Annotated in this window: 16 protein-coding genes and 2 tRNA genes; all 18 read left to right on the top strand. The window is 35.9% G+C overall.

From position 1 onward, the window contains the following. Positions 1–129: 129 nt before the first annotated feature. The 18 genes from HMPREF1495_RS08435 (at position 130) to HMPREF1495_RS08350 (ending at position 14,717) form a co-directional block, all read left to right on the top strand. The gene (locus HMPREF1495_RS08435) at positions 130–1,299 is read left to right on the top strand and encodes an MFS transporter (RefSeq protein WP_034213761.1); all 1,170 of its coding nucleotides are present in this window, start codon (positions 130–132) and stop codon (positions 1,297–1,299) included. 31 nt (positions 1,300–1,330) lie between these two features. Beyond that, a complete protein-coding gene (locus HMPREF1495_RS08430; RefSeq protein ID WP_007593891.1) occupies positions 1,331–1,618 on the top strand; it encodes an HIRAN domain-containing protein in 288 nt (95 codons plus the stop codon). A 134-nt stretch (positions 1,619–1,752) separates the two neighbouring features. Continuing rightward, a complete protein-coding gene (locus HMPREF1495_RS08425) occupies positions 1,753–2,175 on the top strand; it encodes a hypothetical protein (protein ID WP_034213759.1) in 423 nt (140 codons plus the stop codon). Between the two features lie 65 nt (positions 2,176–2,240). Further along, positions 2,241–4,214, top strand: a complete 1,974-nt coding sequence (gene recQ / locus HMPREF1495_RS08420; protein ID WP_242832880.1) for a DNA helicase RecQ — start codon at positions 2,241–2,243, stop codon at positions 4,212–4,214. A gap of 117 nt (positions 4,215–4,331) precedes the next feature. Further along, the gene (locus tag HMPREF1495_RS08415) at positions 4,332–4,604 is read left to right on the top strand and encodes a TIGR04076 family protein (protein ID WP_007593883.1); all 273 of its coding nucleotides are present in this window, start codon (positions 4,332–4,334) and stop codon (positions 4,602–4,604) included. Positions 4,605–4,681: 77 nt separating this feature from the next. Next, positions 4,682–4,753: transfer RNA gene (locus HMPREF1495_RS08410), tRNA-Arg, on the top strand. 60 nt (positions 4,754–4,813) lie between these two features. Beyond that, a tRNA-Tyr gene (locus tag HMPREF1495_RS08405) sits at positions 4,814–4,897 on the top strand. Between the two features lie 192 nt (positions 4,898–5,089). After that, positions 5,090–5,944, top strand: coding sequence for a TIGR02452 family protein (locus HMPREF1495_RS08400; protein WP_034213757.1), 855 nt, complete (start codon positions 5,090–5,092; stop codon positions 5,942–5,944). 180 nt (positions 5,945–6,124) lie between these two features. After that, entirely contained in the window at positions 6,125–6,400 is a 276-nt protein-coding gene (locus tag HMPREF1495_RS08395; protein ID WP_007593879.1) for a metal-sensing transcriptional repressor, read from the top strand. A 187-nt stretch (positions 6,401–6,587) separates the two neighbouring features. Beyond that, entirely contained in the window at positions 6,588–8,453 is a 1,866-nt protein-coding gene (locus HMPREF1495_RS08390; RefSeq protein ID WP_330368698.1) for a heavy metal translocating P-type ATPase, read from the top strand. Between the two features lie 102 nt (positions 8,454–8,555). Then, a complete protein-coding gene (locus HMPREF1495_RS08385) occupies positions 8,556–9,170 on the top strand; it encodes a sugar O-acetyltransferase (protein WP_034213752.1) in 615 nt (204 codons plus the stop codon). A 19-nt stretch (positions 9,171–9,189) separates the two neighbouring features. Beyond that, entirely contained in the window at positions 9,190–10,047 is an 858-nt protein-coding gene (locus tag HMPREF1495_RS08380) for a YitT family protein (protein ID WP_034213750.1), read from the top strand. 9 nt (positions 10,048–10,056) lie between these two features. Then, on the top strand, positions 10,057–10,902 hold the full coding sequence (locus tag HMPREF1495_RS08375) for a Cof-type HAD-IIB family hydrolase (protein WP_034213748.1): 846 nt from the start codon (positions 10,057–10,059) through the stop codon (positions 10,900–10,902). Between the two features lie 18 nt (positions 10,903–10,920). Beyond that, on the top strand, positions 10,921–11,190 hold the full coding sequence (locus tag HMPREF1495_RS08370) for a TIGR04076 family protein (RefSeq protein ID WP_007593869.1): 270 nt from the start codon (positions 10,921–10,923) through the stop codon (positions 11,188–11,190). An 11-nt stretch (positions 11,191–11,201) separates the two neighbouring features. Further along, positions 11,202–12,197 carry a hypothetical protein gene (locus tag HMPREF1495_RS08365; protein WP_034213746.1) on the top strand — a complete coding sequence of 332 codons (996 nt, stop codon included), beginning with the start codon at positions 11,202–11,204 and terminating at the stop codon, positions 12,195–12,197. Positions 12,198–12,214: 17 nt separating this feature from the next. After that, entirely contained in the window at positions 12,215–12,853 is a 639-nt protein-coding gene (locus HMPREF1495_RS08360; RefSeq protein ID WP_034213744.1) for a metal-dependent hydrolase, read from the top strand. Positions 12,854–12,967: 114 nt separating this feature from the next. Further along, positions 12,968–13,753 carry an ATP-grasp domain-containing protein gene (locus tag HMPREF1495_RS08355; protein WP_034213742.1) on the top strand — a complete coding sequence of 262 codons (786 nt, stop codon included), beginning with the start codon at positions 12,968–12,970 and terminating at the stop codon, positions 13,751–13,753. A gap of 25 nt (positions 13,754–13,778) precedes the next feature. Then, a complete protein-coding gene (locus HMPREF1495_RS08350; protein ID WP_034213740.1) occupies positions 13,779–14,717 on the top strand; it encodes an ADP-ribosylglycohydrolase family protein in 939 nt (312 codons plus the stop codon). Positions 14,718–14,882 lie beyond the last annotated feature (165 nt).

The raw sequence follows: 14,882 nt of genomic DNA, 5'->3' as shown, positions 1-14,882 counted from the left end.
TTTATCTCCTATATAATGACCATATAGTACTATTAAAATAACGATAATAAACGATATAGTACTACATATTTTGATTTATTTTACGATATAATACTAGCATATAAAATGAATATTTGAAATGAGGTAAATATGATTTCTTTACTACTGGCTGTTATATATCTGGTTTTTATCAGTCTCGGACTGCCGGATTCGCTTTTAGGCTCAGGATGGCCGAAAATGCAGGTGGTATTTGGAGTACCGTCTTCATACGCAGGTTATATATCAATGACTATATGCTTTATGACTATTATATCCGCACTTTTAAGCCCGAGAATGATTAAGAGATTTCATACAAAGTGGATTGTAATATCATCAATAGTACTTACTATTTTGGGTTTAACCGGTTTTTCCATTTCACACAGATATGAAATGCTTTTTATTTTTGCGATTCCTTACGGGCTTGGAGCAGGAGCGATTGACGCATCTGTCAATCATTATGTGGCAAGCAATTACTCAGGCTCCGTTATGAATTTTTTACATTGCTTTTATGGAGTAGGGGCAATGATCAGCCCGTACATTATGTCGCTTGCACTTAAATATGCCAAGTGGAATGAAGGATATTTATGGACAGCTTTTGTTCAAACGGCTATTTTGGCAATTGTAATAATTTCATTGCCGCTATGGAAGGGAAATGAATCTGAAGCGGAGGAAGACAGGCAGGATAGTGCCGGAATCAGAGAGAGTATTAAGGTGCCGGGAGTATTGTTGACATTGATTGCTTTTTTTGCCTACTGTTCAGGTGAGGCAACCTGTTTTTTGTGGACTCCCAGCTATTTTGCAGGCACCAAGTCAGGACTGTCGGATGAAAGGATTGCAGCATTCGGAGCACTTATATTTGGCGGCTTGATGTTTGGAAGATTGATTTCAGGTTTTATATCAAATATATTTGGAGACAAAAAGCTTATCAGATTAGGTATTATTTTGGAATTTATCGGGATTTTTATGTTATTTATTCCTACACAAAACTATCTTATTGCGGCTATAGGCTTTGTGATAATAGGAACCGGTATGGGACCTGTATATCCTGCAATTCAGCATATGGCACCCACAAATTTTGGAAAAAGATATAGTGCGGCTGTTATCGGACTTCAAATGGCATTTGCCTATACAGGAAGTACATTTATGCCGATGGTATTCGGAGTGCTGCAACAGCATATAGGTATCGGGATAATGCCTGTGTATTTGATATTTTTTGCAATACTTAATATAGGAATGCTTGAACTGGCATATTTAAGATGCAAAAAAATCCAAACCATATAAAATATATTTCCTTCTTATAAGCCCATATAATATGATGTCATTTTTATCGGACACATTATATGCTAGGATAAAAATAGATTTTTTAAAGCCTAAGATGAAGGTTAAACTTATCAAGGAGACGGATAATGAATATGATAAGGAGGCAATCAAGGTGGAACTGCCGGGGCTTGGCACTATAGGTTATGTGGCAAACAGCCCTTATACCGTAGTCGGTGAGAGTTACAGTGCAGGAAGGCTTTATGATAAGATAGGTGAAAGTGCGAAGGGAAGAATTTTATATGTAATGCCAAAAGGCATCCTGTGTGAACTTATAAACTAGTAAAAGCCATAAAATAACAGTGGACTTTAAGTTTATTTACAAACAAATACCGGGGTTAAAGAAAAATGTACATCTTTTGACAGTGTACATTTTTTTACTTATAATGATGTTAAATTGCCTAATGGAGGTATACCATGAATGTAAAAAGAAACACTTTGCTATTGCTTGCATGCTTTGTGTGGAGTGCGGCAGGCTTTAATATCTTTAGAATAGGATTTATAGAGTATAAGCCATATCATAATATAATAAATTATTTATTGTCGGTAGTTGTGTTTGTTGTATTTCAGATTTTTGTTTTCTCTAAACTGGTAAAAAAGCATACGGAAAGAATCGGCAATTATACTGAAGAAAGGCATCTTTTTATAAAGTTTTTTGATGGAAAATCCTTTGTTATAATGGCATTTATGATGATATTGGGCATTGTTTTGCGTTATGGCGGATTGGCTCCAAAGCGCTTTATCGCAGTTTTCTATGCAGGTTTGGGGGCTTCTCTGCTTTTGGCAGGTCTTAAGTTCGGGTATAATTTTATAAGAGCGGAATTTAATATTTTAAAATAAAAATATGGGTAAATATATAGGCGATGTAGTATATCGTATATAATATGCAACAATAGGTGACTACTATGAAAGATGATTCTAATAAAAATAAACTCGCAGATGATTTATCATGGGAGGGCTTGTTTGAGATGGCAGAAAATTATTATGATGAAAGTATACAGTTTGATGATATAGATTTTTATGAGTATTCAGGTAAAGAGGATGCGGTATATAATTCTCCCAAAGAAGCTCTAAAAGCGGTATTTGGATATGATTCTTTTAGAGCGGGGCAGGAGGAAATAATAAATGCTATTATGGAGGGGAGAGATGCGCTGTCCGTGATGCCGACAGGAGCGGGTAAGTCATTATGCTATCAGGTTCCGGCTATGTTGCTTTCAGGCATTACTCTGGTTATTTCACCTCTTATTTCTCTTATGCAGGATCAGGTAAAGGCGTTAAATGAAGCGGGAGTTTCGGCAGCATTTATAAACAGTTCTCTGTCTGAAAGGGCAATGAATGTTACATTTAAAAAGGCATCTCAGGGGATGTATAAGATTATATATGTGGCACCTGAGAGGCTTATGAGTGAGAACTTTATAAGTCTTGCAAAATTTGTAAAAATTTCAATGGTGACAGTGGATGAGGCACATTGTATTTCGCAATGGGGACAGGATTTTAGACCAAGCTATATGGATATAGTGAAATTTGTAAATCTGTTGGATGAGCGTCCCATTATAAGTGCATTTACGGCGACCGCTACAAAGAATGTGCGTGAAGATATTATTTGCTCTTTAGGGCTTATTAATCCGTATTTTCTTGTAACAGGATTTGACAGGGAGAATTTATTTTTCAAAGTGGAAAAGCCTGTAAATAAAGATAAGTATATATTTGATTATATAGAGAAACATGGCAAAGACAGTGGAATCATTTACTGCGCAACAAGAAAAAATGTTGACAGTCTGTATACAATTTTAAAAGACAGAGGCATATCTGTTGCAAAATATCATGCGGGAATGAGTATTGAAGAAAGAAAGCAAATGCAGGATGATTTTGTATTTGACTATAAAAGTATTGCAATAGCAACAAATGCCTTTGGTATGGGGATTGATAAATCAAATGTAAGATTTGTTATTCATTACAATATGCCGTCAAGCATGGAAAACTATTATCAGGAAGCAGGAAGAGCCGGCAGGGACGGCTTGGATTCCGAATGTATTTTGCTCTTTTCACCACAAGATATAATGATCAACAGATTTTTACTGGAACATAAGGAGCTTAGAGATATTGATCCTATAGATATTGAAACAATTCGGGAAAGAGATATAAAAAGGCTTCTGGTAATGGAGAAATACTGCTATACAACGGAATGCCTGCGCAATTATATTTTAAAATATTTTGGAGAAACTCCCAAAAAGCCATGTGAGGATTGTGGAAATTGCCTACACCAATTTGAGACTGTTGATATGACAAATGAGGCTAAAAAAATAATAAATTGCATATATGAAGCAAGGGGCAGATATGGAAAGAATATCATTATGGATACCGTTCTCGGTGCAAAGACTGCAAGGCTTGAAGAGATAGGAGCAAGCAGGTATAAATCCTTTGGGGTTTTGGATTCATCAAATAAAAATCTGTTAAGGCGTCTTATTGAACAGATGTTGCTGGAAGGATATATTTTGACGGGAGAGTATCAGGTTTTAAAACTTGGCGATATAGGTAATCTTAAAAATCCCGATACTAAGGTTTTGGTTAAAATAACCGATGAGGATAAGGTTAATGAGAGAATTGTAAAGGTCAAGAAGAATGTAAAGGGAATGGAAGCTCTTACTTCCTCGGGCTTTAAGCTGTTTGGTAAGCTAAAGGAGCTTAGGCTTAAGATTGCAAGAGAGGAGAATATGCCTCCTTATATTATTTTTAATGATAAAACATTGATTGATATGTGTGTAAAGCTTCCGACTGTAAAGTCAGAGATGCTGAATGTTTCAGGTGTGGGAGAAAATAAATACTCTAAATATGGAGAAAGATTTCTGGCTGTAATAAAGGAATATGCAAAGGAATAGTATCTTGAAAACATTCAAAGGATACTTTTGGAGCATTATATAAGGTGATGACAGATTGGGATATTAGAGGTATTTATATTTGGATATTTAATATTAGTTTAGTGAACGGAGAAAGTTATGAATAGAGGAAAGCGACCAAAAATTAAAATAACAATTACAGACAGAAGAGGGAAGATGGGCTGTCATAGGGGGCATCATGTGGGAGAGGTTTTTGACTATGATGAGGATAGAGGGAAAATATGCCCTATGGCAATGCACTGTGCCTTTCCATATATTGACATTTTAAGATATGGCGGAAGTCTCCCGGGGCAGCCTGAAGGTCAGGCTGAGTTTTGCTGTTCGGATGCGGATGTTATATTGGTATTTAAAGCGGAGATGGTGGAAGAATAGGTGGGGAATCATAAACAGGCATTTATACTACCGGTAGAATGACAGAAGAATCTTCCCATGTTATTCTTTTACATGACTCTCCTATAGTTCAATGGATAGAATAATCGGCTACGAACCGATTGATTCCGGTTCAAATCCGGATAGGGGAATTATTTTATGATTCACAGTTTTCATTATGAGCTTATGTCATAAAATAAAGAATTATATAAGGGCAGGTGTCCCGAGTGGCGAAGGGGGCGGACTGTAAATCCGTTACAAAAGAAACAACGCCGGTTCGATTCCGGCTCTGCCCATCAGTTTGAAAATGTAATACGATAATATATAGATAAATCCTCTATTGGAATAAAAAAATAATTTTTATTTGGTATGTGTCAGGCATTTTTATTGTACACCTGAAATGATATTGTATGGTAAAGAGATAAGCCGATATTATAATATTAAATTTAAAGAGTCGGTTATTAGAAAAGCATATTATTGGAGGAATTATGAGAACACGCGAAATGGAGATTTTAAATGACACTTTAAAGATCTTTGAAGAAGGCTTTTATATAAAGGAGGGAGAGAAAAAAGATATAAAGCTTTCAAAAAAAGAGTTACATGCATCCAATGTTTTACTTCCAAATCAGGTAAGTAATATTTGTGAGTGTTTGAATAAGAAAAAGTGTAATGAAGAAGAATCTAAGTATTTTTGTATAAATAAGGATTCTTTTTCAGTTGCATTAAGTATCAAAGAGAGGAAGCCTGATGAAAGAGTTTTGGTGCTTAATTTTGCAAATTCTGTGAATCCGGGTGGTGGAGTAAGAAGAGGGGCAAGGGCACAGGAGGAGGATCTTTGCCGTAAAAGCTCATTACTTTTGGCATTGGAGGATGTATCGGCCAAGGAATACTATAGATATAATTCCACACTGGGATCTCTAATGGGTTCAGATGCTATGATAATGAATCCTACAGTGGAAATTATAAAGGACTTGAATGGTGAATTATTGGAGGATTCAGCCATTGTATCGGTGATGACATGTGCCGCACCTGTAATTTCACATGGACTTTTTGGCATCGGACAGGAAGATTTTGAAAAATTATTCTTCAAAAGAATAGTTTCAACTATAAAAGTTGCGGCATATTATGGATATAAATATTTGGTACTTGGTGCATGGGGCTGCGGTGCATTCGGCAATGATGCAAAAATAGTTTCAGATTTATACTATAAAGCGCTGGAAGATATAAAATATAAAGATATAGCACTGAAAAAACTATTTAAAGAAATTCATTTTGCAGTATTGGATCATTCCGCAAATAAATATAATTTTAATGCTTTTGCAGAGTATTTTGGCGGTGTTTAGGCATGGAATCGACGAGAGTTTTTTATTATTTCGGAATACCTTGTTGTATATAACCTACATTGACATAAAAACTTTAACCATTATAATGTCTTATAAGTGAAACAACTAAAATTATATAAAATATGAGGTTTTTATATAGTTATTGAGCATGAACAGTTTGGTAGAATGGATGGAGAAAGTATGAAACAATGCATGGATGTAAATAATCTACATCGCAGATTAAAAAAGATAATAGGACAGGTACAAGCAATAGATAAGATGATTGAGGAAGATGTACCATGTGAGGATGTTCTTTCGCAGATAAATGCGGCAAAGTCAGCACTACATGGTTGCGGTAAGGTGATACTTGAAGGACATATACAACATTGTGTTAGAGACGGTATTGAACATGGTGATGTAGATAAGACAATAGAGAAGTTCACAAAAGCAGTAGAAAGATTTGCAAATATGGGATAATATATTCAAATATAAGCATTCAATAGAGCCAATACTTTAATCAAGATTAGTTGATTAAGGTATTGGCTTTTTAATATACACTTGACAACATATACCCCTATAGGTATAATCTAAACATAAACATATACCCCTATAGGTATACTAAATAATTTATATATTCTGAAAGAAGGCTTATATGAAAGGTTTTATGAAAAAAATTGAAGATTTGATGGAAATCGGTGGGATAAAAAAAGATATAGTATTTCTGATAATATCCGGTATATCGCTTTTTTTAAGCTTGACAGCCTTTGTAAAGTCGCCATTTAATCTTGCATGGATTGCAATCGTACTTTGTGGATTTCCTATAATAATGGAAGCTATAATAGGTCTGACCACAGAATTTGATATAAAAGCGGATGTATTGGTTTCACTTGCACTTATTGCAGCTATATGTATCGGTGAAGTTTTTGCAGCCGGAGAAATAGCCTTTATCATGCAGTTTGGAGCATTGCTTGAGGATTTAACTGTGGAAAAGGCAAGAGCGGGAATTGAAAAGCTTGTAAAGCTGACACCTAAAACTGCAAGGATTATTGAAAACGGTGTTGAAAGAATTATAGAATCTGATAGTGTAAAGACAGGGAATATTATAAGGGTACTACCCGGTGAAAGTATACCTGTTGACGGAATTATTACTTCAGGTCAGACGTCTATAGACCAGTCTATAATGACGGGAGAGTCCTTACCGGTAGATAAAACTGTAGGAGACGAGGTTGCAAGCGGAACAATAAATCAGTTCGGAGTATTTGAAATGAAGGTTACTAAAGTCGGTGAGGACAGTTCTATTCAAAGGATGATTAGACTTGTGCAATCCGCAGATGCAGGCAAGTCAAAGATAGTAGGCATTGCTGACAGATGGGCCACATGGATTGTAATTATAGCACTCAGTGCGGCAGTACTTACATGGATATTTACCGGAGAGATAATCAGAGCGGTTACTATTCTTGTTGTTTTTTGTCCTTGTGCATTGGTACTTGCAACACCTACAGCTATAATGGCGGCAATAGGAAATGCAACGAAACACGGATTTCTTGTAAGAGAGGGCGATGCCTTAGAGAGACTTTCAAAAGTTGATACTATTGCTTTTGATAAAACCGGTACACTTACAACAGGTAAGCTTACGGTTAAGGAATACAAGAGTATATCAAATGATTTTACCGATGAAAATATTTTTTCATTTGCGGCAGCTTGTGAGGCACTTTCTGAACACCCGATAGGAAAGGCAATTGTAAATTCATATAAAGAAATGACCGGAAAAGATATTTTAAAATGTGAAAATTTCCTGATGACAGTCGGTAGGGGAGTATCATCTACAATAGACAATAAATCTGTTCTTGCAGGGAATATAAGACTTTTAAATGATAACAATATTACTGTTGAAAATGAGGAGGAGTTCAGTAAGTATACAAATCAGGGAAGTACAGTTATTTATATAGGAATAGATTCGAAGTTTGCAGGATATATAGTACTTTCAGATACATTAAGAGAAGAGAGTTCTCAAATGATATCAAAACTGTCGGGACTTGGAGTGGCACCGGTTTTACTTACAGGTGATAATGCAAATGCTGCAGGTAATATAGCAAGTGCATTAAAGATATCTGAGCATATTTCAGAGTGTATGCCTGAGGATAAGCTCAAGTTTATTGACAGTAGGGAGAAGGAAGAAAAACTTGTATGTATGATTGGAGACGGTGTAAATGACGCGCCTGCACTTAAAAGAGCAACTGTTGGTATTGCTATGGGCGGTGTGGGAAGCGATATTGCCATAGAAGCTGCGGATATTGCACTTGTAGATGATGATGTTAAGGAGCTTCCACATTTATTGTCACTATCCAAAAAGATGATGAATACTATCAAGTTAAATATGTCATTTTCTATGGGACTGAATTTCATTGCGATTTTCTTGGCAATAACAGGTGTATTAAATCCTATTGTAGGAGCATTGGTACATAATGCAGGCTCTATACTTGTAATAATTAATTCGTCGCTTTTGCTTAAGTGGAAGGGATATATATAAGATTTATTAAGGCAATCCTTTTTGGGACTGCCTTTTTTTATTAATATAGTATATAATATAGTTTCGGCATTAATAAGAATAATTAGTTATATAGGAGATAAGATGAGCGAAAAAGAGAAGATGCTCGCAGGAAAGATATATGATCCGACTGATGAAGAATTGGTAAGGCTGAGAACAAAAGCACATAGACTTTCACAACAGTACAATGCTTTATTTGAGGATGACTGTCTGAGAGATACTGTTATTGATGAACTCATACCGAATAAAGGTAAGGGATTGTATTTACAAGGTCCGATTTATTTTGACTATGGAGTTTTTACAACATTTGGAGAAAACTGCTATGCCAATTTTAATTTTACCGTATTGGATGTATGCCCTGTAAATATAGGTGATAATGTAATGTTCGGACCGAACTGCAGTCTTATGACACCTGTTCATCCGCTTAGATGGCAGGAGAGAAATGTAAAATACAAAGAAGACGGAAGCGCATATGATGATGAGTATGCAAAGCCTATTAATATCGGATCAAACTGCTGGATTGCGGCTAATGTGGTAATAACAGGAGGGGTGACTATAGGAGATGGCAGTGTAATAGCTGCCGGAAGTGTAGTTACAAAGGATATACCGGCAAATTCACTCGCTGCCGGAAATCCCTGCAGAGTGCTTAGAGAGATAACTGAAGAAGACTCTGTAAAATACAAGAGTGAATTATTTTAGAATAAAGGTTTATAAAAGGATGAATAAGGAATTTATAAAAGAATTAACAATTGATATTATCGTGGATATCATAGCAGGTGCTTTTATGGGAATAGGTACATACTGTTTTGCGGCGGCATTCAAATTCCCTATGGTAGGATTTACAGGTTTGGCACTAATTATTTACCAATTGGTAGGACTTCCTGTCGGAATAGGAACAATAATATTAAACATACCTTTTGCAATACTCTCGTACAGAGAAATAGGAAGAAAGTTTTTATTAAAGTCTGTTAAATCGATTATAATAACTTCCATAATGATTGATATAGTTGCAAAAGCACTTCCTGTTTATCAGGGAGATTATATGTTGGCTGCTATATGTACAGGAATAATATCGGCAACAGGATATGCGCTTATCTTTATGAGAGATTCTTCTACAGGCGGTGCTGATTTTATAATGGTTTTGATACATCATTTCTTCCCGCATATTTCACTGGGAAAGATAGCATTGGTTATAGACTCTTTGATTATTGTGCTGGGTGTTGCATTGGTTTCAAGAAATGTAAACAGTTTGATTTATGGACTTATTATAGCTTATCTGGTATCTGTAGTACTTGATAAGGCTATGGACGGCCTTACAGCGGGTAAGCTTATTATGATTATTTGTGACAAGCCGAAGGAAATGGCAAAGGAAATATCGGATCTTATCGACCGCGGCTCAACATATCTTAAAGCTGTGGGAAGCTATACAGATGAAGAAAGAAATGTGGTAATGTGTGCATGCAGAACAAAGGAAGTGCATACAGTAAGACAGGCTGCAAAAAGGCTGGATCCTAATTCATTTGTTATTATTTTAGATTCAAATGAAGTGGCAGGAGAAGGATTCAGACATTTATAAGGATGGAAAATGAATATATTTGAAGAAAAGAAAATAAGGATAAGCGAAGCGGTTCTTGCATTGGATTTGGACGGTACATTGACAAATTCAAAAAAGGAGATTACCGAGAATACTAAAGCCGCTATAGACAAATTTATAAAGGCCGGAGGAACGGTTGTACTTGCATCCGGAAGGCCTACATTTGGAGTAAGTCCGATAGCAAATATACTTGAACTTGAAGAGAAAGGCGGCTATATACTTGCCTATAACGGTGGATATTTTTATGATTGTAAAAATGATAAAGAGCTGTTTATGAAGGAGCTTACACATGAGTATCTGCCTATTTTGGAAGAACAGGCAAAACATTTTGGAGTAAATCTTATGACTTACAATCATGATAAAGCATATGCTCTTGATATAGATGAGCAATATTATATGTTGGAGGTTACAATAAATCACTTTATAAGAGTGAAAGTTGACCCTCTTGCACCACAGATTACATTTCCGGTTATTAAATGTTTGATGACTGCACCGGGTGAGCATCTTGCCAAGGTGGAAAAGGAAATGAAAAAGCTTTGGGAAGGAAAGTTAAATATTGTTCGTTCAGAGCCGTATTTTTTAGAGGTTACAGAGGTAGGCATAGATAAAGCAAATACCCTTTTAAATATGACAAAGAAGATCGGCAAGGACACAAAGAATCTTGTTTGCTGTGGTGACGGATTCAATGATTTATCAATGATACAGGCTGCAAGCATAGGTGTGGCAATGGCGAATGCTCAGGAGAAAGTTAGACAGGCTGCAGACTATATTACAAAGTCCAATGATGAGGACGGTATAGTAGATGTGATTGATAATCTTTTCTATTGGGACAGGTAGATTTCGTGGAGGATTTGAATGAACAGAGGAAAAAGACCGAAAATAAAAATAACTATCACAGATCGTAGGGGAAAGATGGGATGTCACAGAGGACATCATGTCGGAGAAGTATTTGATTATGATGAGGACAGGGGAAAAATTTGTCCTATGGCAATGCACTGTGCCTTCCCATATATAGATATTCTAAGATATGGAGGCAGCTTACCGGGACAGCCTGAGGGATGTGCGGAGTTTTGTTGCTCAGATGCGGATGTTATTTTGGTTTTTAAGGCTGAAATGGAAAAATAGAAGGAGGGAGTATGAATAAAAAGCCTATATTTGAAATTATAGCAGATCGACTGAGGCAAACTGAATTTAAAGATGACGATATAATAACTCTGGGAAAAGATTTTTCGTTACCAAATGATGAAGAAGGTCTTAAGTATATAGACGGTGCGAAGGACGGAATAGGTGTCTATCATATGGGGGCGGCAGAGATTACACAAAAAGACATAGAAGAGATAAATACAGTTATTACATTTGCTAATACAGGTGATTATGATCAGGCGGATTCTGTGCTTGAAAAGCTTTGTGAACGTATAAGAGTAGTGAATTTTATAGATGAACTTCAAGATTGTATACTTGATCGAAAAGATGAAATAGAAGATAAATTTTATGTGTATTCTTTGCATTTGATGACTCAGTCTGCAAATATTGAATGTGTTAAAGTTGGAATGATGATTCAGGAATTGTTTACACAAAGTGATGAAGTAAAGGGTATGGTAAGGACTCTTGGACTTTCGGATGAGTTTACATTGTATTCGGTTTTTATAATGCGAAACTGGGAGAATGGAAATACTGAGATCATGAATATTGCAAAGTCTGTAAACGGATGGGGAAAAGTACATGCAGTTCACTATATTGAGCCAGATACAGAAGAGATAAGACAGTGGCTTTTGACAGATGCAGTGTCAAATGATGTTATGCCGGCTTATTCGGGATGGGATTGCTATAAAAAGTCAGATGTGGAAGCAATACTTAAAAAAGATGGACTTACTTATGAGGAGCTTGAAGGCGTTTTGTCGATTGTGGATGCAATGCTTGATGAGGGACCTGTACTTGGTATTTCAAATGTAGAAAATCCTAAAGAAATTTTATTGGAAGTTTTAAATCATTCGATAAAGCATTTACCGCTAAGTTCAGAGAATTGTGAAGTTATAAGTGATATTTCGGATTGGCAAAAGGAAAATCTTGTAGATGAAAACTGTGAGATAGAGTTACTTGTAAACCAAATACTTGAAGCGGGTAGGAGATAGTATAAGAAAGGTAAAGGATGCTGGGAAAGACACATTTTTCTGTAGGTATGGCGGCAGGGCTTGCACTCTGCAGGCCACAGAGTATAACAATGCTTGTGGCAGGAACAGCTGTAGCAGGATTTGGAGGTATTATCAGTGATATAGATGTAGGTACATCAGGCGCTTACAATAAGGTGGATCGCATTATAGGGTTGGCCGTTGGAACTGTTACCGGAATAGTAATTGCAGATGCAGTTTTCCACGTTGGTATATATGACAGACTGATGGCGGACAGCAATATTGCAAGAATTATTACCGGAATATTAGCGTTTTTGTGTATATGTATTTTTGGAATTAAACAGCCACACAGATCATTTATGCATTCAATATTGGCATTGCTTGGGCTTGGCTTTTTTGTATACATAATTTTTCCTGATGTGGCTCCATATTTTAGTATAGGTTTTATTTCACATATGGTTATCGACGCACTCAATGGAAAGCGTGAGAAGCTTTTTTGGCCTATCGGCAAGGGATTTGCATTAAGAATGTGCTCATCAAACGGATTAGTAAATAAATTACTTTTTCACATATCTAATTTACTTGTATTGATATTAATACTGACTTCAAGGCCTGTACTTTTTATTCTAATTAATATAAGAGGTTTATTACAAAGATAAAATATATGTATCTAATGTCCTGTTTTAGAATTCAGGACATTTTTTATATTGCAAGTATATTGAAGGTTATCTTGTGTGTTTATATAATATAAAATAGTATAAAAAGGTGGGATTATGGGAAAAGTTTATTTAAAGACAAAATTTGACAATGAAATGAAAATAGAAATTCCTCATAGTGTAAATATTGCAAATGCCATGTATGGTTTTAGAGAGCTGGGAGCGGAGATAATTCCCTATCATAAAATTGATGAAATTTATGACAGAGTAAATAGAGAAGATATTGTTCTGGATTATATAGATCAATGCAACAGTATATTCTCAAAATTCGGTATTGAACCAAGTATACCTGATTATCCAAAAGTAATGTATAAATTTCTTGGAAGAAAAGTCTGGAAGGACACAATAAACAGTATTTCAAGAAGTGAAGAAAAATGGTCAGCCGGTTATTTTGTTAAGCCTGTAAGAAGCAAAGCCTTTACAGGAAAAATAATAAGCAGTATATCTGACCTTGTCGGCTGCGGGAACTATTCTGAATATTATGATGTACTTGTAAGTGAGCCTTTGGACATATGTGCGGAATGGAGATGTTTTATAATCTATGATGAGATAGTTGACGTCAGACCATATGGTTTATTATTGGACAGAAGCAGAAAAAGTTATAGATACCATTATGATTTTAAAGTTTTAGATTCTATGATGGAGGCATTTATCAGCTGGGAGGAAAGGCCGATGGCCTGTAGTTTGGACATATGTGTTACAAAAGACGGGCAAACATTGTTGGTAGAGATAAATGATGCCTATTCACTTGGATGCTATGGGCTTGCAAGTGTTTTCTATGCTAAGCTTATTTCTGCAAGATGGAGTCAGCTATTAGGCGTAAAGGATGAGTATCACTTTTAAACAGAATATATGATAGGGGGGATTAATGGATAATATTTGGAAATCAGGGATGTATGGTTTGATAGTTGCAGATGCAATGGGAGTACCTGTGGAGTTTAGTTCAAGAGAAGACAGAAAACTTGATCCTGTAACAGATATGAGAGGATATGGCACATACAATCAGCCTGAGGGTACATGGTCGGATGACAGCAGCATGGCAATAGCAACCCTTGCAAGTATCAGGGATAAGGGTAAAATGGATTATAAGGATATAATGGACAGGTTCCAAGATTGGTGTATGAATGGGGAGTATACACCTTTTGATAATGTGTTTGATATCGGTATTGCAACTTCAAGAGCTATTATAAAATATAGTAACGGAGCCGATCCTCTGCAATCCGGAGGTGAAACGGAGTGGGATAACGGTAACGGTTCACTTATGAGAATTCTACCTGTATGTCTGTACATATTTGAAAAGCAAAAAAATGTGAAATTGCCTGATAATGAAGCTATAGATATTATACATAATTGTTCAGCTCTGACACATGCACATCTAAGAAGTAAAATAGCCTGTGGGATATATTATTTTTTAGTAAAAGCTATTTTAGATAAAGACGGAGAATTAACAGAAAGGCTACAGCAAGGAGTAGATAAGGCATTTGAGTATTACAATAAAAATACTCAGAGTGAGTTGGATAATTATAACAGACTTATTTCGCTTTCAGAATTTAAAGATATATCTGAAGACCGGATAAAAAGTACAGGTTATGTAGTGTATACACTGGAGGCTGCGATATGGTGTTTGATAAATACATCATCTTATGAGGAAGTTATTTTAAAAGCTGTAAATCTGGGTGATGATACTGATACTGTAGCAGCCATAACAGGTGGACTTGCAGGGCTTTATTATGGCTATGGTAATATACCTGAGAAATGGAAATCTAAACTACAAAAAAGAGACCTGATTGACAGTTTGTTAAATTGATGAGTAGATATTGGAATTTAAGGGGATGTGAAAAAACTCGATTGAGTTTTTTCGCATCTCCCTTTTTACATTTATTGTGTATAGTTGACTGAAATCATACGCGAAAAAAGCGCAGTTCCCCTACCCCATAGAAATTCTTTTTTTGAATCTATGCGGCAGTTCTGT

This window comes from Lachnoanaerobaculum sp. MSX33, assembly GCF_000512995.1.
Taxonomy (GTDB): Bacteria; Bacillota; Clostridia; order Lachnospirales; family Lachnospiraceae; genus Lachnoanaerobaculum.
This window is presented reverse-complemented; position numbering and strand designations above follow the sequence as displayed.